This is a genomic window from Variovorax boronicumulans (assembly GCF_019352895.1).
Classification (GTDB): Bacteria; Pseudomonadota; Gammaproteobacteria; order Burkholderiales; family Burkholderiaceae_C; genus Variovorax; species Variovorax boronicumulans_A.
Map to the genome: position 1 here is coordinate 190,783 of NZ_JAAAFX010000004.1, position 24,523 is coordinate 215,305.

At 70.6% G+C, this 24,523-nt stretch carries 19 protein-coding genes; 10 read left to right on the forward strand and 9 right to left on the reverse strand.

What is annotated here, in order from left to right; genetic code table 11:
• The first annotated feature begins 1 nt into the window (after position 1).
• Positions 2-1,684 (forward strand): PepSY-associated TM helix domain-containing protein, encoded by a 1,683-nt coding sequence (locus K0H49_RS02595; RefSeq protein ID WP_219209586.1) that lies wholly within the window; start codon positions 2-4, stop codon positions 1,682-1,684.
• Positions 1,677-1,994, forward strand: a complete 318-nt coding sequence (locus K0H49_RS02600) for a DUF3325 domain-containing protein (RefSeq protein WP_219209587.1) — start codon at positions 1,677-1,679, stop codon at positions 1,992-1,994. Before K0H49_RS02595 ends, K0H49_RS02600 begins: the two co-directional genes overlap by 8 nt.
• Here K0H49_RS02600 and K0H49_RS02605 read toward each other — a convergent pair.
• Positions 1,991-2,938: a succinylglutamate desuccinylase/aspartoacylase domain-containing protein gene (locus tag K0H49_RS02605; protein WP_219209588.1), complete on the reverse strand. Its 948-nt coding sequence runs from the start codon at positions 2,936-2,938 to the stop codon at positions 1,991-1,993. The two genes, K0H49_RS02600 and K0H49_RS02605, sit on opposite strands and share 4 nt — an antisense overlap.
• A 4-nt stretch (positions 2,939-2,942) precedes the next feature.
• Complete coding sequence (locus K0H49_RS02610; RefSeq protein ID WP_219209589.1) at positions 2,943-3,938, reverse strand: Bug family tripartite tricarboxylate transporter substrate binding protein; 996 nt, start codon at positions 3,936-3,938, stop codon at positions 2,943-2,945.
• Between the two features lie 126 nt (positions 3,939-4,064).
• On the opposite strand from K0H49_RS02610, the gene K0H49_RS02615 reads away from it, so the two are divergent.
• From K0H49_RS02615 to K0H49_RS02635, 5 genes are all read left to right on the forward strand, one after another.
• Complete coding sequence (locus tag K0H49_RS02615; RefSeq protein WP_219209590.1) at positions 4,065-4,934, forward strand: MurR/RpiR family transcriptional regulator; 870 nt, start codon at positions 4,065-4,067, stop codon at positions 4,932-4,934.
• Between the two features lie 323 nt (positions 4,935-5,257).
• Entirely contained in the window at positions 5,258-7,855 is a 2,598-nt protein-coding gene (gene mutS, locus K0H49_RS02620; RefSeq protein ID WP_219212977.1) for a DNA mismatch repair protein MutS, read from the forward strand.
• Between the two features lie 26 nt (positions 7,856-7,881).
• Entirely contained in the window at positions 7,882-8,721 is an 840-nt protein-coding gene (locus K0H49_RS02625) for a proteasome-type protease (protein WP_219209591.1), read from the forward strand.
• A 23-nt stretch (positions 8,722-8,744) separates the two neighbouring features.
• Positions 8,745-9,563 carry an alpha/beta hydrolase gene (locus K0H49_RS02630; RefSeq protein WP_219209592.1) on the forward strand — a complete coding sequence of 273 codons (819 nt, stop codon included), beginning with the start codon at positions 8,745-8,747 and terminating at the stop codon, positions 9,561-9,563.
• Positions 9,564-9,634: 71 nt separating this feature from the next.
• A complete protein-coding gene (locus K0H49_RS02635) occupies positions 9,635-10,246 on the forward strand; it encodes a GNAT family N-acetyltransferase (protein ID WP_219209593.1) in 612 nt (203 codons plus the stop codon).
• Here the strand turns inward: K0H49_RS02635 and K0H49_RS02640 are convergent.
• The gene (locus K0H49_RS02640) at positions 10,236-13,262 is read right to left on the reverse strand and encodes an autotransporter domain-containing protein (protein WP_219209594.1); all 3,027 of its coding nucleotides are present in this window, start codon (positions 13,260-13,262) and stop codon (positions 10,236-10,238) included. The genes K0H49_RS02635 and K0H49_RS02640 overlap by 11 nt on opposite strands.
• A gap of 138 nt (positions 13,263-13,400) precedes the next feature.
• Here K0H49_RS02640 and K0H49_RS02645 point away from each other — a divergent pair, with 138 nt between their 5' ends.
• Both K0H49_RS02645 and K0H49_RS02650 read left to right on the forward strand, forming a co-directional pair.
• Complete coding sequence (locus K0H49_RS02645; RefSeq protein WP_219209595.1) at positions 13,401-14,108, forward strand: response regulator; 708 nt, start codon at positions 13,401-13,403, stop codon at positions 14,106-14,108.
• A gap of 5 nt (positions 14,109-14,113) precedes the next feature.
• Positions 14,114-15,988, forward strand: coding sequence for a sensor histidine kinase (locus K0H49_RS02650; RefSeq protein ID WP_219209596.1), 1,875 nt, complete (start codon positions 14,114-14,116; stop codon positions 15,986-15,988).
• 10 nt (positions 15,989-15,998) lie between these two features.
• Here the strand turns inward: K0H49_RS02650 and K0H49_RS02655 are convergent, their stop codons facing one another.
• Together K0H49_RS02655 and K0H49_RS02660 are read right to left on the reverse strand one after the other, a co-directional pair.
• On the reverse strand, positions 15,999-18,347 hold the full coding sequence (locus K0H49_RS02655) for a cytochrome P450/oxidoreductase (protein WP_219209597.1): 2,349 nt from the start codon (positions 18,345-18,347) through the stop codon (positions 15,999-16,001).
• A 10-nt stretch (positions 18,348-18,357) separates the two neighbouring features.
• Positions 18,358-19,326 carry a Bug family tripartite tricarboxylate transporter substrate binding protein gene (locus K0H49_RS02660; protein WP_219209598.1) on the reverse strand — a complete coding sequence of 323 codons (969 nt, stop codon included), beginning with the start codon at positions 19,324-19,326 and terminating at the stop codon, positions 18,358-18,360.
• A 130-nt stretch (positions 19,327-19,456) separates the two neighbouring features.
• On the opposite strand from K0H49_RS02660, the gene K0H49_RS02665 reads away from it, so the two are divergent.
• On the forward strand, positions 19,457-20,266 hold the full coding sequence (locus K0H49_RS02665) for an IclR family transcriptional regulator (RefSeq protein ID WP_219209599.1): 810 nt from the start codon (positions 19,457-19,459) through the stop codon (positions 20,264-20,266).
• Between the two features lie 12 nt (positions 20,267-20,278).
• On the opposite strand, the gene K0H49_RS02670 is transcribed toward K0H49_RS02665, so the two are convergent.
• From K0H49_RS02670 to K0H49_RS02685, 4 genes are read right to left on the reverse strand one after another with little or no spacing between them, the layout of a single operon-like run.
• Positions 20,279-21,751 (reverse strand): amidase, encoded by a 1,473-nt coding sequence (locus K0H49_RS02670; protein WP_219209600.1) that lies wholly within the window; start codon positions 21,749-21,751, stop codon positions 20,279-20,281.
• Positions 21,752-21,790: 39 nt separating this feature from the next.
• Positions 21,791-22,135, reverse strand: coding sequence for an AzlD domain-containing protein (locus tag K0H49_RS02675; RefSeq protein ID WP_219209601.1), 345 nt, complete (start codon positions 22,133-22,135; stop codon positions 21,791-21,793).
• Positions 22,135-22,875: an AzlC family ABC transporter permease gene (locus K0H49_RS02680; RefSeq protein WP_374122296.1), complete on the reverse strand. Its 741-nt coding sequence runs from the start codon at positions 22,873-22,875 to the stop codon at positions 22,135-22,137. The genes K0H49_RS02675 and K0H49_RS02680 overlap by 1 nt, the downstream gene beginning before the upstream one ends.
• Positions 22,872-24,512 (reverse strand): dipeptide ABC transporter ATP-binding protein, encoded by a 1,641-nt coding sequence (locus K0H49_RS02685; RefSeq protein ID WP_219209602.1) that lies wholly within the window; start codon positions 24,510-24,512, stop codon positions 22,872-22,874. Before K0H49_RS02685 ends, K0H49_RS02680 begins: the two co-directional genes overlap by 4 nt.
• Positions 24,513-24,523: the final 11 nt, after the last annotated feature.

Sequence of the window (24,523 nt, forward strand, 5' to 3'; positions counted from 1 at the left end):
CATGTTCCAGAATTTCCGCCTCACCATGGCCTGGCTGCACACCTGGTTCGGCCTGGTGCTGGGCTTCGTGCTGATGGTCGTGTTCTTCTTCGGCTCGCTGTCGGTGTTCGACCGCGAGATCGACCGCTGGGCGATTCCCGAATCGCGCTTCGCGCCGCAGCCCATGCCCTCCTTCGACAAGGTGCTGCTGCCCGTGTTCCAGGACATGAAGGCCAGCCCGGAGAGCATCGCGCAGGCGCGCAGCCGCGTGAATGGCCCGATGGCCGAGAGCTTCCCGGTCATCAAGAGCTGGGGCGCCTACACCACCCACCGCGATCCGGTGCTGGGCCTGTTCTCGAGCTATGAACTGCCCAACGCCAAGGACCCCGAAGACGGCGTCTTCGGCACCCGCACCATCGACCCGCGCAGCGGCAAGTCGCTGCCCGACGACCATCTCAAGATCGGCAGCCAGTTCTTCTACCCGCTGCACTACAGCCTGCACCTCGAGTGGAAGAACCTGGGCTACTGGATCGTCGGCTTCGCGGCGCTGATCATGCTGGTGGCACTGGTCAGCGGCGTGGTGATGCACCGCAAGATCTTCCGCGAGCTCTTCACCTTCAGGCCGAAGAAGCACACGCAGCGCAGCGCGCTCGACCTGCACAACCTCACGGGCGTGGTGGCCCTGCCCTTCCATTTCATCTTCGCCTTCTCGGGCCTGGTGATCTTCGGCGGCATCTACTTCCCGGTGACCCACACGCAACTCGAGCCGCTGCACGAGATGCACGAAAAGCACGAGGCGCTCGAGACCGGCCTGCCGCACGATCGCGCGGGCGTGGCCGGGCCGCTGGCCTCGGTCGATGCGATGGTGGCCGAGGCCCAGCGCCGCTGGGCCGCCAAGGACATGGCGGGCGACGTCGGCTTCCTGAGCGTGCAGCACGTGGGCGATGCCAACAGCTACGTGAGTGTGTACCGCGCCGGCACCGACCGCATCGCGCTCACCGGCGAGGGCATGCACTTCAAGGCCGCGACCGGCGAGCTGCTGCGCGAAGACCCGCCGCTCACGCCCGTGGCCAGCATCAACACCTTCCTGACCGGCCTGCACCTGCAGCACTTCCGCCACTGGCTGCTGCGCTGGCTCTACGTGCTGGGCGGCCTCGCGGGCTGCGCCTGCATCGCGACCGGCTTCATCTTCTTCGTCGAGAAGCGCAAGCGCCAGCACGCCAAGCAGGGCAAGGGCGGCGCGCGCTGGGTCGACGGCTTCGCCGTGACCACGGTCACCGGCATGCTGGTCGCCGCGCTCGCCATGCTGATCGGCAACCGCCTGCTGCCCGACGTGATGCCCGCGGGCTGGCCCGGCAAGGGCGATGCCGAGAAGTACATCTTCTGGGGCGCCTGGGTGCTGGCCGGCCTGCACGGCCTGTGGCGCACCGCGCCCGTGGCCGAGGCGCGCATGGCGCCGGCCTGGGCCGAGCAATGCGGGGCCATCGCCGCGCTGGCCGTCACGGCCGTGCTGCTGAACTGGGCCACCACCGGCGACCACCTGCTGCGCACGCTCGGCGAGCGCTACTGGCCCGTGGCCGGCGTCGACCTGTTCCTGCTGGCCAGCGCCGCCATCGCGATCGCCGTGGCACGCAAGCTCGGCCGACGCGCCGGCGCGCCGGTGGCCTCGAGCGCCGCGCTGGCGCGGGAGCGCGCCCGTGCCTGATGCCGTGCTGCTGTTGCTGGCCCTGGCGGCCAACCTCGCGGGCCTGGGCTGGCTGGCCCTGGCGATGGACGTTCACTGGGAACAGGTCTTCGGGCCGCGGCCGGCCTCGCCCGGCGTGGTGAAGCTGCTGCGCGTGGGGGGCGTGGCGGGCCTGGCCGTGTCGCTGGCGCTGTGCCTGCGCGTCGACCACGCGTCGATGGCCTTCCTGGTCTGGTTCATGACGCTGGCCGGCTCCGCGCTGGCAATCGCCTTCACGCTGAGCTGGCGGGCGCGGTGGCTGGGGCTGCTGACCGGCCGACGGACTTCCTAGATCTGCACCGTGAGGTAAACGCCCTCGCGCCCCACCACCGGGTCGCGCGTGGGCATGAAGATCGTGCAGTCGTCGCAGGGCGAGCGAATCTCCTGGCCCGCATCCACCGCGATCAGTTCGCCCTTGGCGAAGGTCTCGAAGCCGATCACCGGCCGCACAAAGGCGAAGCCCGGGGTCTTCACCATGTGCACCGCGAGCAGCCGGAAGCGCCGCGCGGGCGCGCCGGCCGAAGCTGCGGGCCGCGCATCGATGAGCCCGTGGTGCGCGAGGAAGCGCAGCGTCACGTCCGTCGCGAGATCGGCCGCCGACTGGCTGAAATGCTGGCCGCACTCCACCACCACGGCGCCGAGGCTGTCACCGGCCGCATCGCCATGGCGCGCATAGGACATCACGCCCGTGCCCGGCGCAGCGCCCGGCGGCATGACCAGGTGCACCAGCGGGCTGCCCACTGCCAGCGTCAGCGCGGCATTGCGTTCGAACTCCGGGTAGACCCAGAAGGGCTGCACCGGCGCGCGCGTGGAGTGGATGTCGAGGATGCTGTCGGCCGCGGCCAGCACCGGGCGCAGTTCGCGCGCGCGGCGCAGCTCGGGGCTCTGCTCGGCACCGTCGAGCATCGCGGGCGACCAGATGCGGTTGAGGTTGTGCACCAGCTGGCGGTTCTCGTAGGGCCGCTCGAGGTCGAAGGCCTCGTAGGCCTCCACGTTCGCAAAGCTCACCGTGAGGGTGCCGACCTGGGGGCGCACGCCGGTGTCGAGCAGATGCGTGGCAGCCACCATGCCGCAGATCTCGTTGCCGTGGGTCAGCGCGTTGACCAGCACATGGGGGCCGGGCCGACCCGATGCGAAGCGGTGCACATAGTCGATGCCGGTGTTGCCCTGCCGGTAGGCCGACAGGTCGCGCGGCAGCACCTCCAGCGGCGAGCTGTCGGGAACGAAGGTCGTCATAGCCTCACTCCCCCTTGATGCCGGCGCGCTTGACCAGCTCGCCGTACACCGCGAGGCGCTCCGACATCATGGCGGTGAACTGCGCCGACGACAGCGCCTCGGGCGCCAATGCGCCGCGCGACTGCAGCGCCTCCAGCATGGCCGGCTGCTCCGCCACGGTGCGCACGGCCTTGTAGAGCACGGCCAGCACCTCGGGCGGCGTCCTGGCCGGTGCCGCCAGGCCGATCCACGAGGTGGCGTTGACCACCGGGTAGCCCAGCTCCTCGAAGGTGGGCACATCGGGCAGCACCGACAGGCGCGTGGGCGCGGCCACCGCCAGCGCGCGCAGCTTGCCGGCCTGGATCTGCGGCAGGAAGGGCGCGAGGTTGTCGAGGCCGAACTGCACCTCGTTGGCCATCAGCGCCGCGACCAGCGGGCCGCCGCCGCGGTAGGGCACGTGCACCGCGTTGAACTGCGCCGCGTTCCTGAGCAGTTCCACATTGAGCTGCCCCATGCTGCCCGGCCCCGCGCTGCAGAAATTGAGCTGGCCGGGGTTCGCCTTCAGATGGGCCAGGAACTCCTTGAAGGTCTTGCCCGGCACCGCCGGGTTGACCACCAGCACGTTGGGCGTGCGGGCCAGCTGCGCGATCGAGGCGAAGTCCTTGATCGGGTCGTAGCCCGTGTTGGCCTGCGTGAGCGGATTGGCCAGGTGCGAGCTTTGCGAGGAGACCACCAGCGTGTAGCCGTCGGCCTTGGCGCGCGCCACCTGGGCGCTGGCGATCGAGCCGCCGGCGCCCGCGCGGTTGTCCACCACCACCGAGGTGCCCAGCGCCTTGGCCAGCGGCTCGGCGTAGAGCCGCGCGATCAGGTCGACCGAGCCGCCCGCGGGGAAAGGCACCACCAGCGTGACCGGCCGGGACGGGAAAGACTGCGCATGCGCCCCCAGGGGCAGCGCGGCGGCCAGGCCCATGCCCAGAAGGCTGCGGCGGCGCAGCGTGAAAGCGTCGGAGAAGGAGCGCATGGCGTGGTGTCCAGAAAGAGTGGAAAGAGAGCAAGAAGATTATTTGAAGAGATTTTTTCATTTTATTTTTCAAATTGCAATGAAGTCTTCAAAATCGGAAGGCAGGCAGTTTGCTCACAATCCCCCATGGCCACCCAGAACCTCAACCAACGCATCGCCGGCTACGACCGGAAGCTCACCAAGAGCGAGCAGCGGCTGATCGCCGAACTGCAGGCCCGCCACCCGCAGGGCCTGCTCGAATCGGCCAGCCAGCTGGCAAGGCAGGTCGACACCAGCGCCTCCACCGTGGTGCGGCTGCTCGCCAAGCTGGGCTATGCGAGCTATGCCGAAGCGCAGATGGAAGCGCGTTCGGAGGTCACGGCCCTGCTCGCCACGCCCGGCACCCGCGCCAGCGCCGTGATCGGCGACGACACCTCCATCCGCTCCTGCCTGGACAACGTGCTGCTGCACGACCAGCACAACCTGGCCGCCACCTTCGCCGCGCTCGACGTGGCCGCCTTCGAGGCCACGGTGCGCCTGCTCACGCAGCGCAAGGCGCGCGTCCACGTGCTGGGGCAGCGCCACGGCGCCCCGATCGCCAGCCACCTGGCCCTGCACCTGAACCTGTGCCTGCCCGACGTGCGGCTGATGTCGTCGACCGGCCCGCTGTTCATCGAGGACGAGATGCTGTGGATCGGCGAGCACGACGTGCTGCTGGCCCCGACCTTCCGCCGTCACTCGCTGGCGATCACGCGCGCCGCGAAGTACTTCCGGGACCACGGCGCCAGGGTGGTGGTGATCACCGACGTGCCCACCGCCCCACCCGTGGCCTCGGCCGACCATGTGCTGCTGGTGCGCACCTCGAGCGCCTCGCCCTTCGACTCCTACACCGCCGCGCTCTCGGTGGCCAACGCGCTGGTCATGGCCGTGGCGCAGCGGCGCAAGAAGGAACTGGGCGCGGCGCTGGAGCGCGGCGAGGCACTGTGGGCCAAGCACTGGAAGGAAGCGGACATTTGAGCGCCCGCGCTCTCGGAAGGCCTGGCCCCCGTCCACCATAATGTGTGGCCGGGCTACCGCCGCTCTGCGGCGCGGGCATGGCACCGCAGCAAGAGCGCTCCGGTGCTGCACTCCACAGGTCGGAAGCAACCCGGTACCCCCTTTCAAATCGACAGGCCAAGCGCCGACGCCGCAAGCGCGAACGTCGCGCGGCGCGGACCAGTGAAGACAAGCGAACAATGACCGAGGCGAGTGCAATGAACTCCAATGGGATCCGCGGTGCGGGCAAGAAAAGCCTGCCGGACCCGACGCTGGCGAAGGACGACTTCGCGCAGCACACGCCCATGATGGCGCAGTATTTCCGCCTCAAGGCGGACCATCCCGACACCCTGCTGTTCTACCGGATGGGCGACTTCTACGAGCTGTTCTACGCCGACGCCGAGAAGGCCGCGCGCCTGCTCGACATCACGCTCACGCAGCGCGGCCAGTCGGGTGGCCAGCCGGTCATGATGGCCGGCGTACCCTTCCATGCGGTCGATGCCTACCTCGGGCGGCTGATCAAGCTGGGCGAGTCGGTCGCGATCTGCGAGCAGGTGGGCGAGGTCGGCGCCACCAAGGGCCCGGTCGAGCGCAAGGTGATGCGCGTGGTCACGCCCGGCACGCTGACCGATGCCGAGCTGCTCAACGACAAGAGCGAATCGCTGCTGCTGGCCGTGCATGCGGGCAGCCGCAATTTCTGCGGCCTGGCCTGGCTCAGCGTGACCGGCGCCGAGCTGCGCCTGGCCGAATGCCCGGCCGATGCGCTGGAAGCCTGGATCGCGCGCATCGCGCCCAGCGAACTGCTCTACAGCGCCGAGGTCACGCCGGCCTTCGAGAACCGCCTCAAGGCCGCGCGCGCGGCCCAGCCCTTCACGCTGTCGGTGCGCCCGGCCTGGCAGTTCGACGGCGCGCTGGGCGAACGCAAGCTCTGCGAGCAGCTCGCGAGCGCCAGCCTGTCGGCCTGGAACGCCGAGGCGCTGGGCAACGCGCATGCCGCGGCCTCGGCGCTGCTGGGCTATGCCGAGCACACACAGGGCCGCGCGCTGCCGCACCTGCAGCGCCTCACGGTGGAGCGCGACGGCGACCTGATCGAGCTGCCGCCCGCCACGCGGCGCAACCTCGAACTGGTGCAGACATTGCGCGGCGAGGATTCGCCCACCCTGTTCTCGCTGCTCGACACCTGCATGACCGGCATGGGCAGCCGCCTGCTCAAGCGCTGGCTGCTGTCGCCGCGGCGCGAGCGCGGCGAGGCGCAGGCGCGGCTCGATGCGATCGGCGCGCTGCAGGCGCCGGCGCTCGGCGGCAGCAGCGCGCCCTGGCGCACGCTGCGCGAACAGCTCAAGAACACCAGCGACGTCGAGCGCATCGCGGCGCGCATCGCGCTGCGCCAAGTGCGTCCGCGCGAACTGGTGGCGCTGCGCCTGGCGCTGGCCAAGGCCGAGCAGCTCGCGCCCGCCCTGCCTGGCGCGGCTGCGCTGCTGCAGCAGATCGCGCAGCGCCTGTCGCCGCCCGCGGGTTGCGCCGAGCTGCTGGTCGCGGCGCTCAAGCCCGACCCGGCCGCGCTGGTGCGCGACGGCGGCGTGATCGCGACCGGCCACGATGCCGACCTCGACGAGCTGCGCGCGATCAGCGAGAACTGCGACGAGTTCCTGCTCAAGCTCGAAGCGAGCGAACGCGAGCGCACCGGCATCAGCAACCTTCGGGTGCAGTTCAACCGCGTGCACGGCTTCTACATCGAGGTCACGCAGAGCGCGCTGTCGAAGGTGCCCGACAACTACCGCCGCCGCCAGACGCTGAAGAACGCCGAGCGCTTCATCACGCCCGAGCTCAAGACCTTCGAGGACAAGGCGCTGAGCGCGCAGGACCGCGCCCTGGCACGCGAGAAGTGGCTCTACGAGCAGCTGCTCGACGCGCTGCAGCCGCATGTGAACGCGCTCACCGCCCTGGCCGCAGGCATCGCCACGCTCGACGCGCTGTGCGCGCTGGCCGAGCGTTCGCACACGCTGCACTGGAAGGCGCCGAGCTTCGTCTCGCACCCCTGCATCGAGATCGCGCAGGGCCGCCATCCGGTGGTCGAGGCGCGGCTGGCCGAGAAGTCGGCCGGCGCCTTCATCGCCAACGACACCCAGCTCGGGCCGCAGCAGCGCATGCAGGTCATCACCGGCCCCAACATGGGCGGCAAGTCGACCTACATGCGGCAGATCGCGATCGTGGTGCTGCTGGCCTCCATCGGCTCGCACGTGCCCGCGGCGGCCTGCCGGCTCGGACCGATCGACGCGATCCATACCCGCATCGGCGCGGCCGACGACCTGGCCAACGCGCAGTCGACCTTCATGCTCGAGATGACCGAGGCCGCGCAGATCCTGCACGGTGCCACCGCGCAGTCGCTGGTGCTGATGGACGAGATCGGCCGCGGCACCAGCACCTTCGACGGCCTCGCGCTGGCCGCGGGCATCGCCGCGCAGCTGCACGACCGCACCAAGGCCTTCACGCTGTTCGCCACCCACTACTTCGAGCTCACCGAGTTCCCGGCCACGCACCACGGCGCGGTCAACATGCATGTGAGCGCGACCGAATCGGGCCGCGACATCGTGTTCCTGCACGAGATGCAGCCCGGGCCGGCAAGCAAGAGCTACGGGATCCAGGTGGCGCGGCTGGCCGGCATGCCGGCCGCGGTGGTCAACCATGCGCGCCAGGCCTTGGAGGCGCTCGAGGCCCAGCAGACCCAGACCCGGGCCCAGGTCGATCTGTTCGCGCCGCCGCCCGTGGCCGAGACGCCCGAGGACAGCGCCGTAGAATCCGCCCTGGCTGCGCTCGACCTCGATGCGATGAGCCCCCGCGAGGCGCTCGAGGCGCTGTACGCCCTTCAAAAACTCAATGCGCGCGAAGGAGGCCGAAGCTGAGCCGGCCTGTTTTGCGCGAAGACCTCATGACTTATTGCGTAGGCATCAAACTCAACGCCGGCCTGGTGTTCCTCTCGGACTCGCGCACCAACGCGGGCGTGGACCACATCAGCACCTTCCGCAAGATGATCGTCTACGAGCAGCCCGACGACCGCGTCATGGTGCTGCTGTCGGCCGGCAACCTGAGCATCTCGCAGTCGGTGCGCGAGATCCTGCAGATCGAGGAGGTGCGCGAGGTCCAGGAAAACGGCGAGCCCGGCGCGCCGATCACCATCTGGAACGCCAAGAGCATGTTCGACGCCGCGCGCGTGCTCGGCTCGGCGGTGCGCCATGTGTACGACCGCGACGCCGAAGCGCTCAAGCATGCGGGCGTGGACTTCAACGTGTCCTTCATCTTCGGCGGCCAGGTCAAGGGCGAAGGCATGCGCCTGTTCCTGGTCTACTCGGCCGGCAACTTCATCGAGGCCACCAACGAGACGCCCTACTTCCAGGTCGGCGAATCGAAGTACGGCAAGCCGGTGCTCGACCGCGTGCTCGCGCCCGACACCCCGCTCGACGAGGCCGCCAAGTGCGCGCTGGTGTCGATGGACTCGACCATGAAGTCCAACCTCTCGGTGGGCCTGCCGCTGGACCTGGTGGTGTATGAAGCCGGCCGGCTGCGCACCGACAAGATCGTCTGCCTCGACGCCAACAACCCCTACTACCAGATGATGCACAACAGCTGGGGCCAGAAGCTGCGCGAGGTGTTCGACAGCATCGAGGACCCGGTGTGGGACGGCAGCTTCACCGAGCACCCGCTGATGATGCCGGCCACGCGCCACGCGCCGCTGCGCAAGATCTCCACGCCCGACGAAAAGCTGATCTAGGTCCGGGCCCGCATCCGATGGCCATGCCTCCGATCGTCTTCTCGCACGGCAACAGCTTCCCGGCGAGCACCTACCGCGTGATGCTCGACAGCCTGCGCAACCGCGGCTTCGACGTGCACGCGATCGAGAAGTTCGGGCACGACCCGAAGTACCCGGTGACCAACAACTGGCCGCACCTGGTCGCGCAGCTGGCCGACTTCACGCGCGGCGTGGTCAAGGAAGCGGGCCAGCCGGCGCTGCTGGTGGGCCATTCGCTGGGCGGCTTCCTGAGCCTGATGTGCGCCTCGGGCCACCCGACGCTCGCGCGCGGCGTGGTCATGCTCGACTCGCCGCTGGTGGGCGGCTGGCGCGCCAACACGCTGGGCCTGGTCAAGCGCACCGCGCTGATGAAGACCGTCTCGCCCGGCGCGGTGAGCCGCAAGCGGCGCAACCGCTGGGACGACCGCGAGGCCGCCTTCTCCCACTTCCGCGCCAAGAAGGCGTTCGCGCGCTGGGACGAGCAGGTATTGCGCGACTACATCGAGCACGGCATGCTCGATGCGCCCGCTGCCGCAGACCCGGCCGAGGCGCTGACCCTGAGCTTCGACCGCGACGTCGAGACCGCGATCTACGACACCCTGCCCCACAACCTCGGTGCGCTGCTGCGCGCCAACCCGCTGCAATGCCGCGTGGCCTTCGTGGGCGGACGCCAGTCGGTCGAGATGCGGCGCGTGGGCATGGCCATGACCGACCGCATCACGCGCGGGCGCATCGCGATGCTCGACGGCACGCACCTGTTCCCGATGGAGAAGCCGATCGCGTCGGCCGCGGCGGTGGAAGCCTCGCTGCGCAACCTGCTCTGACCGTCGGCATGGCGGCGGGCGGCTGCCTAGAATCGCGCGGCCCCTTCCAGAGACCGACCCGCCGAATCCGCATGCTCCCGCCCGAATCCCTGTCCGCGCCCGCCCTGGCCGATGCCCTGATCATCGACCCCTTCTACCTGGCGATCTCCGTCGATTTCGAACACGACATGCCCCGCCGCAAGGCCGTGCTCGCGTCCTACTTCGCGTATTCGATGGGCGAAGCCGAACGCAGCGGGCGCTGCCTCACGCTCGAAGATCGCGCATCGGGCGCGGCCGCATGGCTGCTGCCGCGCGCGGACGCAGCCGAGGCGGCGGAGTCGGCCGCGAAGCACGCCTTCCTCGCCCGCACGCTGGGCCCGCGGGGCCTGGCCCACTACCACCGCATCGTCGAATTCATGGCCGCGCAGTCACCGGCCGTGGTGCCGGCGGGCGCGTGGTACCTGTCGATCCTGGGCATCGCGCCGGCCGCGCAAGGCCAGGGCCTCGGCGCGAAGCTGCTGGCACCGACGCTGGCCGAGGCCGATGCGGCGGGCGTGCCCTGCTTCCTCGAGACCTTCACGCCGCGCAGCGTGGGCTTCTACGAGCGGCGGGGCTTCCGCGCCGCGGCCACACACCGCGAACCGGTCACGGGTGCGGACTACCTGATCATGTGCCGCGCGCCGCGCAGCCCGCTCACCACCTGACGCGCAGGCCCACCGAGCCCTGCACCGACGACGCCACGCGGCTCGCGCCGCCCGAGGCCCACAGCTTGCCGATCTCGCCGTAGACGCTGGTGCGCGCGCCCAGCGCCAGCGAGGCCCCGGTCGCCAGTTCCGTCGAGGCATGGCCGGTGCGGCTCGCGATGTCGGTGCTGGCCGCCGGGCTGACGAAGCGCGCCACGTCGGTGCCGCCCGCGGCCCGGTACAGGTTGAGCCGCGCATAGGGCTGCAGCGTGCCCAGTCCTGTGCGCAGTTCGCCCTTCACGCGCACGCCGGCACGCAGCAGCCAGCCATCGTCCGGCCGCTGCTGCACGCGGGCGCCGGCGATGCCGGTGTCGTCCAGCCGCAGGCGCTGGTGGACCAGCTGCAATTGCGGCTCGACCTGCCAACCCGGCACCACGGCAAAAGCCTGGCCCACCTCGACCGAGGCCAGCAGGCTGCGGCCCTTGCCCGGCGCGCCGTCGCCGCCCAGCGGGCCCACGGTGTAGCGATGCCGCCCGGCCTGCAGCACTGCGTCGACGTAGAGGTCGCGAACGCCGGCCCACGTCGCATAGCCGCCGAGGTACTGGTTGCGCAGGTCGTTGCCGCCCACGCCCAGGCCCAGCAGGCCGCGCGCGTCGCCGCGCACCGCCATGTCGCCGTCGAGTTGACCGACGTAGAGGCCGGCGCGCCATCGGGTGTCGGTGAACAGGTCGGTGCCGACCTGGAAGCCGGTGAGCCGGCCCTCGCTGTGCGGGCGCACGGTGCCCTGCTGGCCCAGGCGGACCTCGGTGGACAGCACGCGGCCCCAGGCGCTGCGCGGCGCGTCCTGGCCGGCGCCGGACTTCAGCTCGTCGTCGCCCTGGCGCTGGTGCAGGTTGCCCAGCAGCGCGAGGTTGGCCTGGCGCAGTTGCTCGGGCAGCGCGGCGAACAGCGGCACCTCGCCGCGGTAGACGGGCCGTTCCACGACCGGTTCGCCGGGCTGGATCGGCCCGCCCGGCTGGGCAGGGTCGACCGGCGTGGCCACGATGGTCGAACGCAGGTACCAGTTCTCGCCCGCGCCGTCGGCATCGGCCGCGTGCAGCCGGTACTCGTAGGCGCCCGCGTCCACATGGCCGCCGGCCAGCACGAAGGCGTCCTTCGTAGTCTGCGCGGTGGTGGTCGCGCCGTTCAGCGCGCTGACCACCTCGATGCCGTTGCCCGTGGTCAGCGCGCCCAGGCCGCCGAGGTTGCTCACCTGCACCGTGGTCCGGCCGCGCGCCGAGGCGCCGGCGCCGTCGAGCACCAGGCGGTCGCTCAGGCTGGCGCTGTCGCCCAGCGCGGTGCCCAGGCGCAGCAGGCCGTTGCTGCCGATGTAGGCGCCGGTGACGGTGAGCGTGGTGCCGGGCGCCGCGCCCTGCAGCGAGACGGTGCCGCCGTTGTCGAGTGCGGACAGGGTCTGGTTGAAACCGGACAGGTCGAGCATGGCGCCTGCCGTCACGCTGTGCGCCGAAGCGCCGCTGAGGCTGCCGGCCGCGCCGGCACGCAGCGTGCCCTGGGCCACCGTGGTGGCGCCGGTGTAGCCGTTGGCGCCGCTGAGCACCAGCGTGCCGCTGCCGGTCTTGGTGAGCGCGCCCGCGCCGCTGATCGCGCCGGCGAGCGTGCCGGTGAAGGCGCCGGTGTCGATGGTCGGGTCGGCGATGCCGGTGAAGCGCAGCGCGTTGGCCAGCACCAGGCCATCGGCCGCGAAGCCGAGCGTGGTGCCGTCGTCCATGGCCAGCGCCCCCGCGCCCAGCGCGCCGTTGCTGGCCACGTCGAGCCGGCCCGCGCGCAGGGTGGTGCCACCGGCGTGGGTGAAGTGGCCGCTCAGCGTCCAGCGTGCGTTGGCCGCGTTCACGTCGAGGCTGTCGAAGCCCGTGAGCTGTGCGCCGTCGAGCGTGCCCGATGCGGCCGCGCCGTTCTCGCTGCCGCTCAGCACCACGGCCTTGACCACGGTCGGCGCGCCGGTGCGGATGCCCGCGTCGGCCTTGCCGTTGAAGCGGCCGTCGGCACCCAGCGTGAGCACGGCGTTGCCGCTGCCCAGGTAGACATCGCCGTTGAGCGTGCCGTGGTTGGTGACGCTGGCCGACTGCGTGTAGTCGGTGATGGCGATGGCGATCGGGGCGGTGATGGTCGCGCCGTGTGCATTGAGCACGGTGCCGTTCTCCATCTGGATGCCGATGCCCGCCGCGGACTCGATCAGGCCGCCCGCGAGGTTCTTCGCCACGTTGACGGTGCCGCCCGAGACGCGCACGGCCGCGGCGTTGGCGTTCGCCGCGGTCGCGCGGATGGTGCCCGCGTTCTCCAGGCTGGCGAGGCTGCCGCCCGACAGCTTGACGCCCGACAACCCGCCGCTGATCTCGCCACCCGCCTGGTTCACCAGCGTGGCGATGGCCGCGTAGTTGATGCTGACCCCGGCCGAGCCCGCGCGGTCGGCCGAGATGAGGCCCGAGTTGACGACGCTGCCGTCGCCGAAGATGAGTGCGCCCGAGCCGTGGCCGATCAAGGTGCCGGCATTCGTGAGCGTGCCGCCGCTCGTGAGGAAGACCGCTTCGCCGTTGACGCTGCTGGTCGAGATGGTGCCGCCGGCCAGGTTGGTCACGCCGGCCCTGGCGCCGCGGATCATCACGGCCGCGGCGTCGGCGTTGCTGGCGATGGTGCCGCTGTTGGTCACCGTCACGCCCGCGAAGCCGGCCAGCCCTTCGACCGCGGTCGCACCGGCCTGCGCGGTGGTGTCGAGCGTGCCGTTGTTCGTCAGTCGTGCGTTGGGGCCCGTGAGCTGCACGAGGTTGTTGTGCGTGGTGCCGCTGTCGATGACGAGGTCGGTGCTGGCGCCCAGCGCGGCCGGCGCCAGCGCGGCCGACAAGGCCATTGCGAGCACACCGCGCAACCACACCGGCGCCCGGCTCACGGTGGTGCCGCCATGGGCCGCCCGGGCCACTTCGGAGACGACCTGACGCACCCCTGTCGCGCGATTGAAAACGAGTCTGTAGATAAGGTTCACGCGCTGTACTTCTCTGGTTGCAAAAGACCTGCCCGGACACGGACAACCCGCAGAAGATACAAATGGCAATATCCTGGAACAATCCCCGAAAACAGGTAAACACGTCGCCGGCAACAGCCAGCGACCCGCTCCGCGCCCATGTCCCATTCCCCGCTGGAAGACGTTGAAGCCGTCTCGTTGAGTCCCGCCCTGGTGGTCGAAGACGATCCCGCGATGCGCGAGCGCCTGAGCGGCGTGCTGGCCACGCTGGGGGACAGCGCGCCGCAGATCGCCTGGGCCGACAGCGTGGCCGCGGCCAGGGAACTGCTCGCGACGCAGCGTTTCGGCATCGCCCTGGTCGACATCGGCCTGCCGGACGGCAGCGGCGTCGAATTGATCGAGTGGATGCGCACCCACCACCCGCAGCTGCCCGCGGTGGTGATCTCGGCCTGGCGCACCGAGGACATCATCTTCGCGGCGCTGCGTGCCGGCGCCATCGGCTACCTGCTCAAGGAGCGCGACGATCTCGAACTGAGCCTGGCGCTGCGCAGCATTGCGCAGGGCGGCGCGCCCATCGATCCGGCCATCGCGCGCCGGATCCTGGGCTGGCTCTCGGCGCAACAGCCCGCGCGGCCCGCGGTGCCGATCGCCGACGAGCCGGCGCCCCTGCCGGTCGCGCTGACGCCACGCGAACGCCGGATCCTCGAACTGGTCGCGCAGGGCCTGAGCAACCGCGACATGGCCGAGTCGCTGTCGATCTCCAGGCTCACGGTGGAATGCCACACCAAGAACATCTACCGCAAGCTGGCCGTCGGCTCGCGCACCGAGGCCGTCTACCAGGGCCGAAGGCACGGCTTGCTGCACTGAGCACGATGCGCTCTCCGCTCCGCAGCCGACTGACACGGGCCTGGGCCTGGCTCGCCGCGCGGATCGGCCTGTGCCTTGTCCTCGTGCTGGCCGCCGGCACGGCGCTGGCGCAGCCCGTGCCCGAACTGCGTGCCGAGGCCGTGCGTGCCACCAGCTGGGACGACACCGCCCCGCCCGCCGAAGGCTGGCTGCCCGTCACCCTGCCCGACAGCTGGGGCCCGCGCTGGCCCGGCTTCGACGGCGTGGTCTGGTACCGGCTGACTTGGGAACAACCCGCGCCGGTGCGCGACACCGGCCTGCTGCTGCACTACCTCAACATGGCCGGCGAGGTGTCGCTCAACGGCACGCCGATCTCGCGCGACGACAGCCTGGTCGAGCCGCTCACCCGCGCCTGGAACACGCCGCGCTACTGGCTGCTGGCGCCGCCGCTGCTGCGGCCCGGCAGCAACACGCTGCTGGTGCGCGTCTCGGGCCTGTCCGCCTACCAGGCGGGACTGGGACCGGTCGACCTGGGCCCGCCGGCCGCGCTGCAGGCCGCGTTCGAACACGAGCGCATCGTGCGCCGCGACCTGCAGGTGCTGGGCCTGGCGCTGAGCGCGGCGGTGTCGGCCTTCTTCGCGGCACTCTGGCTGCTGCGCAGGCGCGAGACGGCCTACGGCTGGTTCGCGCTGATGTCGGTGCTGTGGCTGCTGTTCGGCTACAACCAGATCGCGACCAGCCCCTGGCCCTTTGCCGACAACCACGGCTGGCAGGCGCTGAACACCTCGCTGCTGCTGCTCTTCGACGTGGCCTACCTGGTCTTCGCGTTGCGTTTCTGCCAGACACGCATGCCGCGCCTCGAAGCGCTCGCGCTGCTGGTCGCTGCGGCTGGCGTGCTCGACCTGTGGCTCGCCAGCGGCCCTGATTTGCCTGCGCATCGCGCCTTCTGGACGCTGGTGGGCGGCCTCACGGCGATGGCTGTGAACATGGGCGCGATCGTCCACGCGCTGCGTCACCGCGCCAGCCCGATGCGCTCGCTGGCCCCCTTCATGGCGGTGTCGGCCATCGCGGCCGGACATGACCTGCTGGTGTTCACGCAGGTGATCGACAGCAACACCTACTACACGACGATGTCCTCGTACGTGCTGCTGCTGGGCATGGCGATGACCCAGGCCGCGCGCTTCGTGCAGAGCCTCGACCGCATCGAGAACTTCAACGCCGAGCTGATCGAGGAGGTGAACCACGCCAAGGCGGAACTGGCGGCCACGCTCGCGCAACAGCATGCGCTGGCGCTCGCGCATGCGCGCATCGGCGAGCGCGTCAACCTCGTGAGCGACCTGCATGACGGACTCGGCGGGATGCTGCTGGGCAGCATCGCAACGCTGGAACGCCGGCCCGAGGCGCTGTCGACGCCGCAGCTGCTCGCGATGCTCAAGAGCCTGCGCGACGACCTGCGGCTGATCATCGAGGCCACCGGCCAAAGCGACGGCCCGCTCGCCTTCGGCGAATTGCTGGCGCCGCTGCGCCACCGGATCTCGCAGTCGCTCGACGCCCACGGGATCGACTGCCGCTGGCAGGTCACCGGCCTCGAGACGCTGGAGCTTCCACCGTCGCACAGCCTGGAACTGCTGCGCTTCCTGCAGGAGGCGCTGACCAACGTGCTCAAGCACAGCGCGAGCCGGCGCGTGGACGTGAGCGTGCAGTGTGCGGACGGCGCGCTGGAGCTGAGCGTGCGCGACGATGGACGCGGCTTCGTGGTCGAGGCGGCGGCCAAGGGCCAGGGCGCAGGCCTTCGCAGCCTCCATGCACGCGCCCGGCGGCTCAAGGCCGAACTGCGGCTCGAATCCCGGCCGGGCGAAACGCAGGTGGTGCTGCGCATGCCGCTCGGGCCGGTCGCCTGAGCGGAAGGCCCTACAGCGCCAGCACCAGCCGCCCGTCGCAGGCCCGCGAACAACAGGCCATCATCCTGGTGTTCGCATCGCGCTCCATGCGCGTCAGCACCACGTCGCGGTGGTCGACCCTGCCGGCCAGCACCTGCACCTCGCAGGAACCGCACAGGCCTTCCTCGCAGTCGCTCTGCACGTCGACGTTGGCGGCGCGCAGCGCGGTCAGCAGCGTCTGGTCGGGCGGCACGGTGAGCACCAGGCCCGAGTCCTTGAGCTCGACCTCGAAGGCCTGCTCCTTCGACGGATCGAGCGTCGCCAGCGTCGACTCGAAATGCTCGACACGCAAGGCGCCCTCGGGCCAGGCGGCGCAGCAGGCTTCGAGCGCTTCGAGCATGCGCAAGGGACCGCAGGCGTAGACCTGCGCGCCCGGCACGGGCTGCGCGAGCAGGGCCCGCAGGTCGTTGCGGCCGCCCTCGTCGGCAATGTGCAGGTGCAGGCGCTCGCCATGCAGCGCACGCAGCTCCTCGACCATCGCCATGCTCGCGCGGCTGCGGCCGCTGTAGTGCAGTTGGTAGTCCATGCCCAGCGCCTTCGCCCGCCGCGCCATCGCGCTCACCGGCGTGATGCCGATGCCGCCGGCAATGAAGACCGCCTTCTGCAGCGACTCGTCGAGCCGGAAGTGGTTGCGCGGGCCGCGGATGCGCAGCCGGTCGCCGGCCTTCAGCTGGCCATGCACCCAGGCCGAGCCGCCCCGGCCTTCGGGCTCGTGCAGCACCGCGATCTCGAACACGCCCGCTTCGTCGGGGTCGCCGCACAGCGAGTACTGGCGCGACAGCTCGGGCGTGCCGCATTCGACGTCGATGTGCGAGCCCGGCGTCCAGCGCGGCAGCGGCTTGCCATCGGGCGAGGCCAGGCGCAGCCGGACGATGCCGTCGGCCGCGCGCGTCACGCGCTCGACCACCACCGGCCGCGCGATCGCGCCGCGTGACGGCTCGCCGATGCGCACCGGCACCTGCACCTCGCGCAGGCCGGCGTTGCTTCGTTCGGGGTTGGCGGCCGGGTCCCATTCGACGAGCAGGTGCTCGGGGCCGCGGAACGAGGTGTTGGGCACGTAGCTGAAGCGCTGCGCACTCAGCGTCATGTGCGGCAGCCGGCGCGTGAACTCCTCCAGGAAGATCTGCATCTCCATGCGCGCCAGGTTCTTGCCCATGCACTGGTGCGAGCCGTAGCCGAAGGTCAGGTGGTCGCTGGCGTTGTCGCGGCGGATGTCGAACAGGTCGGCATCGGCGAAGTGGCCTTCGTCGTGGTTGGCCGACGAGGTCACGATCAGCAGCCGCGAGCCCGCCGGCAGGTCCACACCATCGATCTGCGTGTCGGCCGTGACCAGGCGGCGCCAGGCGGCCACCGAACCGTTGTGGCGCAGGCACTCTTCCACCGCATTGGGAATCAGGCCCGGGTCTTCGCAGAGCTCGCGCCACACCTGCGGATGCTGCAGCAGCAGCTTCATCGCATTGGCCGTGGCGTTGGCCGTGGTCTCGTGCGCGGCCACGATGCCGGCCATCATCATCGAGTGCAGGTACGAATCGGTCACCACCTCGGGCTGCAGCATCTGCTTGCGGATGCCGTACTGCATCCAGCCGGGCGCGTCGGGGTCCTGGCGCATCTTGTCGAGCACCTTGCCCGCGTACTGCCAGAAGTTGCCCACGGCATGGGCCACCGCCACCTGCTCCTCGGGCTTGGGGCGGCCCCAGGTGTTGACGGTGTGCGCGATCGAGTACTTGCGCAGCGTGTCCATGTCCTCCTCGGGCACGCCGAGGAAGTGCAGCGCCACGGTGAGCGGGATCTCCCACAGCATCTGGTCGACCAGGTCGGCGCGGCCGTCGTCGATGAAGCGGTCGACATAGCTGCGGGCCAGCTCGCGCACCATGGGTTCGTGGTGCTTGAGTTCCTCGGGCGTGAACGGGTCCATCAGCGCGCGGCGGCGCGGCATGTGGGCCGGTTCGTCCTCGTTCACCAGCGTGCGGTTGAGCGCGAAGCCGTAGCTCGCCAGCACGGCATTGGCTTCGTCGCCCGTGGGCGTGATCTTCTCCAGCGCGTTCGACGGGCTGAAGGTGATGTTGTCGCGGAACACCGCCTTGATGTCGGCATAGCGCGTGATCACCCAGTAGCCCAGCTTGGGGCTGTAGAAGATCGGCTCCCGCTCGCGCGCCCAGCGCACGTACTCGGGCGGGTCCTGCTGGTAGCCGTCCTCGAAGGGATCGAAGCCGGCGGCGCGCTGGCTCACCGGGCAACCGGTGGGCGTGCGCTCGGCGGAGAGCGGACCGTGCGCGACAGGGCAACCGGAAGCGCGCGAAGGGGTGGCGGTGTCGGGCATGGCGGTCGGGTCAGTCGAGCGTGATCTTCAGGTCGCGGATCAGCTTGTGCCAACGCGTGGTTTCGTTCTTGAGCAGCTCGGTGTACTGCGCGGGCGTGTTGCCCACGGGCTCGACGCCAAAGTCGATCATGCGGGTGCGCACCGCGGGTTCGTGGATGGCCGCGACGATCTGGCGGTTGAGCGTGTTCACCACCTCCGTCGGCGTGGCCGCGGGCACCACCACGCCGACCAGCGCAGCGGCTTCGACGTTCTTGTAGCCCAGCTCGGCGAAGGTCGGCACGTCGGGCAGTTGCGGCAGGCGCGTGGGGTTGGCCACGGCCAGCGCGCGCACCTTGTTGCCCTTGATGAAGCCGGCACCCGCGGCCAGGTCGACCATCATGGCCGGCAGCTGCCCGCCCACCACGTCGGCCAGCGCCGGTGCCGCGCCGCGGTAGGGCACGTGGACCATGAACAGGCCCGCTTCGACCTTGAGCAGTTCCATCGCCAGGTGGTGCGGGCTGCCCGCGCCGGCCGAGGCGTAGTTGATGCCGCCGGGCTTGGCCTTGGCCTGCGCGATGAAGTCCTTGGCGGTGGCGAAGCCCGAGTTGGCGCCGACCACCAGGATCATCGGGAACTTGCCCATCAGCGTGACCGGGGCTAGGTCCTTGGTGGCGTTGTAGCTCAGCGACTTGTAGAGCGCGGGATTGAACACCAGCGTGCCGTTGTCGGCCGAGAGGATGGTGTAGCCGTCGGCCGGCGCACGCGCGGTTTCGGCGGCGCCCAGCGCGGTGTTGCCGCCGGGCTTGTTGTCCACCAGCACGGGCTGGCCGACCTGCGTCGACAGGGTCTGGCCCACGGTGCGCGCCAGGAAGTCGGAGCCGCCGCCGGCCGCATAGGGAACGATCCAGCGGATCGGCTTGGTCGGGTAGCCCTGCGCGCTGGCGCCCGCTGCGACGACGAGGGACAGCAGCGCGAGGCTGCTGGCGAGGTGCTTCTTCATGGGGTGTCTCCGGATGGGATGTTGTGTATTGCGTAAGTATCATCCGCATTGCGTAATCTCAAATTGCGGGTTTACCCGCCCTCCTGCGCACCCAAGCTCGACCGATGCCAGCCCCTAACATCCAGGCGACATGACTTCCTCCTCTCCCGACTCCCCGGCGCCCGCGCGCGAACGGCGCCAGCGCGTCCAGGCCGCCGAGACCGGCATGGCCGTGCTCAAGGGGCTGGCCCACCTGGGCGGCCGCAGCAGCCTGACCGCGCTCTCCACCCACGTCGCCGAGAGCCCGGCCAAGGTGCACCGCTACCTCGCGAGCCTGATGGAGGAAGGGCTGGTGTCGCAGGACGCCGCGTCGCAGCACTACTACCTGGGCACCGAGGCGATCCAGATCGGGTTGGCGGCCATGCGGCAGGCCGACCCGATCCGCGCGGCCGAGCCCTGCCTGATCCGGCTGCGCGAATCGCTGGAGGTGACCTGCTTCATCGCGGTGATGGGCAACAAGGGCCCGACCATCGTGCGCTTCGAGGAGCCGGGCCTGCCGGTCACGGTGAACGTGCGCGCCGGCTCGGTGATGTCGATGCTGTGGTCGGCCACCGGCCGCGCCTTCCTCGGGCTGCTCGACGAGTCGCGCGTGGTGGCGCTGGCCGAGCAGGAACTGGCCGCGGCCACGCCCGAGATGCGGGCCACGCTCGATGCCACCGACCCCATCGGCCAGTTGCGCCGCGAGGTGCAGCAGGCGCGCTGCGCCAGCGTGAAGGACACCTACCTGCGCGGCATCAGCGCCGTGGCGGCGCCGGTCTACGACTACGCGGGCCGCGTGTGCGCGGTGCTCACCGCCCTGGGGGCCACCGGGGGCTTCGACCCGGCACTCGGCGGACCGATCGCGCTGGCCGTGCAGCGCGAGGCGCAGGCCACGAGCACCCTGCTCGGCGCGCGCGGCTAGGACCTGTTCGGCTCAGGCCTGGGTGACGTGCACGCCCGGCCGCCGGCCCGCGTTCCATTTCCCGTCCAGCGCGCGTTCGATCTGCGCGGCCAGCTGCAGCAGCAGGCCGTCGTTGGCCTGCGCGGCCTGCGCCTGGATGCCCAGCGGCAGGCCGTTCTCCTGCGCCGCCATCGGCAGCGAGATGCCCGGCATGCCGCAGAGGTTGGCCAGCGGCGTGTACGCGAAGTTCTGCCAGAGGTTGGCGAACCAGTCGTGCACCGAGGGGTTGGTGCTGGTCGTCAGGTATTCGCTGGTGCCGACCCGGGGCGTGGGCAGCGCGGTGATCGGCGTGAGGATGATGTCCCAGTCCTGGAAGAACTGGCCGAAGGCGCGCGAGGTGGTGTTGAACACCGCCTGCATCTTCGAACGCTCGGAGAACGAGGTGTGCACCCCCGCTTCCCAGATCTTGATGTTGATCGGCTCGAGCAGCTCGGCCGGCGGGCGCTCCAGCCCCAGGCGGTGCAGGTGGCCGTCGATGACCTGCGCGAAGTTGCTGATGTAGCAGGTGGTCTGCGCCGCGAAGGCGCCCTGGAAATCGACCGCAGGCAGCGCCCATTCGACATGGTGGCCCAGTCCTTCGAGGAATTGCCCCACGCGCGTCAGCTCGGCCACGAAATGCGGCGTGGCGCGGAAGTCGCCCCATTCGTGCGACAGCGCGATGCGCAGGCGGGCCGGGTCCTTCTTGATCAGCGCGCTGTAGGGCTCGGCCGGCGACCAGAAGGGCATGAACTCGCCCGGCGCGCCGCCGCGGCAATGGTCGACGAAGGCCGCGGTGTCGCGCACGGTGCGGCTGTGGCAGCCCTGAATGGACACCAGGCCCGACAGGTCCGACAGGTTCGGCGCCAGCGAGAACACGCCGCGCGACACCTTGAGGCCGATGTTGCCGTTCACGCCCGCGGGGATGCGAATCGACCCGCCGCCGTCGGTGGCATGCGACAGCGGCAGCACGCCGGCCGCCACCACCGCCGCCGTGCCGGCCGAGGAACCGCAGGTGGTGTAGTCGAGGTCCCACGGATTGCGCGTGAGGTGCAGCGCGTTCTCGACCGAGCTGCAGACGCCGAACTCGGGCGTGGTGCTGCGGCCCACGATGTTGAGGCCGGCCCGGCGCAGCTGCTGCGTGAGGAAGCTGTCGGCCGCTGGGCGATGGCCCTGCATGATCATCGAGCCGAATTCCTGCAGCCGGCCCTTGAGCGTGGGCCCCAGGTCTTTCATGAGGTAGGGCAGGCCCGCGAACACGCCTTCGAGGTTCATGCCGTCCTTGAGCGGATCGGCCACCACGTCGTCGAACACCTCGACCACCGCGTCGAGTTGCGGGTTCACTTTCGCGATGCCGGCCGCGGCCTGCGCCGCCAGTTCGGCGGCCGACACCTCGCCCTTGCGGACCCGTTCGGCCAACCCGATCCCGTCGTGTGCGGACCATTCTTCCCAGCGCATTGCCAGCGTCATCTGTCGTTCTCCATATCGCTTCAAAAAAAACTGTGCGTGTCAGGGCCAGCCGAAGCCGAGCCGCAAGAGCATCAGCGTACCCGTGCCGACCAGGATCGTCCCGGCCACGTCGTTTCGCCGAACAAGGTAGTAGGCCAATGCGGCGCCCACGGCAAAAAGCCGTGCATCGTGCCAGTCGGTCAGCAGGCGCCCGTTGCTCAGGAACACGTCGGGCACCACCATCGCGAGCAGGGCCGCCACCGGCGCATGGCGCAGCCCGCGCCACAGCCAGCCGGGCAGTTTGGGCTCGCTGTCGGGCAGCAGGAAGAAGCTGCGCGTGAGCACCGTCACGACCACCAGCGCGCCCACCGCCAGCCACACATACACGCCATGCCCGCCGTGCATCAGCGCGGGCTCCACAGGCGGTCGGCCCAGGTGCCGGCCACGACGGCGGTGGCGATGGCCGCCACCACGTTGAGTCCCATCGGCCACGAGGCCGTGGCCAGCGCCACCGCGCCGGCCGCCAGTGCCGAGCAGCGCACCGCGCGGTCGGTGAGCATGGGCAGCGCGAGCGCCAGCAGGGCCAGCACGCCGATGAAGCGCAGGCCCCAGGCGGCGGGAATGGTGTCGGCCAGGAAGATGCCGGCCAGCGACGCGAGATGCCAGGCCGCCCAGTTGGTCAGCGCCAGGCCGAGGAAGTAGCCCTGCTGCGGCGGCGTGGCCTGCCCCGTGGCCGGCGGCTGCGGATGCCGGTGCACGAACTGCGCATACACCGGGTCGCCCGCCAGGTAGGCCAGCAGCATGCGCTGCGCGCGGCGGTGGTGCCCGAAGTAGCGCCGCCAGTTGGCGCTGAACACCACGAAGCGCAGGTTGAGCACGCAGGCGGTCGCGACGATCACCCACAACGGCGCGCCGGCCGCGATCAGCGGCAGGCAGGCCAGCTGCGAGGCGCTGGCGAAGACCAGCAGCGACATCGCGAGGATCACGCCCAGCCCGACGCCGCTCTTGGCCATCGCCACGCCCGCCACCAGGCCCATGGCCAGGGTGCCGAGCGCCGCGCCCGCGATGTCGCGCCGGCCCTGCGCGAAGGCATGGCGCCATGCCGGGTCGCCGACCGCCGCGCGCCAGGCGCTCCATGCGGTCACCGCGCGCTCGTCGCGAGTTCCGCGCGCGGCGCGGCCGCCAGCAGCCGCCGCGTGTAGTCGTTGCGCGGTGCGTTGAACACCTGCCCCGTCGGCCCCTGCTCGACGATGCGGCCCTGGCTCATCACGATCACGCGGTCGCACAGCTGCGCCGCCACGCGCAGGTCGTGCGTGATGAACAAAATGCCCAGCCCCAGGTCGCGCTGGATCTCGCGCAGCAGGTCGAGGATCTGCGCCTGCACCGACACGTCGAGCGCCGACACCGCCTCGTCGGCCACCAACACCTGCGGCTGGCAGGCGATGGCGCGCGCGATCGCCAGGCGCTGGCGCTGGCCGCCCGAGAACTGGTGCGGGTAGCGCGCGAGCGCGGTGCGCGGCAGCTGGATGCGGTCCATCAGCTCCTCGGCCGTCTGGCGCGCCTGCCGCGGGCTCATGCCGAAATTCATCGCACCCTCGACCATCGACGAGCCCACGGTGCGCCGAGGGTTGAGCGAACGGTTCGGGTCCTGGAACACCACCTGCACGCGCGAGCGCAGCGGTCGCAGCCGGCCTTCGGACAGGTCGCGCACCTCGGCGTCGCCCCAGAGGATGCTGCCCGCGCTGGGCGCGATCAGCCGGATCATGCAGCGCGCGAAGGTCGACTTGCCCGAGCCCGACTCGCCCACCACGCCCACGGTCTCGCCGCGGTGCACGGCCACGCTCGCGTCCTGCAGCGCGGTGTTGTGCTTCGCGCGGCCGAGCCAGTCGCGCCGCGTGTAGACCTTGCCCACGCCCGTGCCGGCGAGCAGCGGCTTGCCGCCGGGCAGCGCGCGCGGGGGCGGCGGCGTCATGCCGGGCACGGCGTCGAGCAGCATGCGGGTGTAGGCCTCGCGCGGGGCACGCAGCACCTGCGCGCACGGGCCCTGCTCCACCAGCGCGCCGCGGTGCATCACCATCACGTCGTCGGCGATCTCGGCCACAACGCCCATGTCGTGCGTGATGAAGAGCACGGCACTGCCCTGCTCGGCCTGCAGCTCGGCGATGAGCTTCAGGATCTCGGCCTGCGTGGTCACGTCCAGCGCGGTGGTCGGCTCGTCGCAGATCAGGAGGCGTGGCTTCAGGATGATGGCCATCGCGATCACGATGCGCTGGCGCTGCCCGCCTGAGAGCTGGTGCGGGTAGCTCGCATGGATGCGCGCCGGGTCCGGCAGCCGCACGCGCTCGAAGATCGCGAGGATCTGCGCCTTGCGCTCGGCCGCGCCCCACGCGGTGTGCGTGCGCAGCAGCTCGTCGACCTGCTCGCCGCAGCTCAGCACCGGGTTGAGCGCTGTCATCGGCTCCTGGAACACCATGCCCATGCCGGTGCCGCGCAACTGGCGCAGCCGCTTGTCGGCGGTGAAGCGGCCGTCGTCGACCAGCTTTTCGCCCGACAGCAGCACGTCGCCGGCCGTCACCGTGAGGCCCTTGGCCAGCAGCCCCATCACGGTGGTGGCCAGCACCGACTTGCCCGAGCCGGACTCGCCCACGATGCACAGCGTGCGGCCGGCGGCTATGCGCAGGTCGAGCTGTTCGATGGCATGCGGCCGGTCGGCGTCGGCGGGCAGCGCGACCTGCAGGCCGCGCACCTCGAGGATGGCGGCGCCTGGATTGGAATCAGTCATGGAATCGGCGC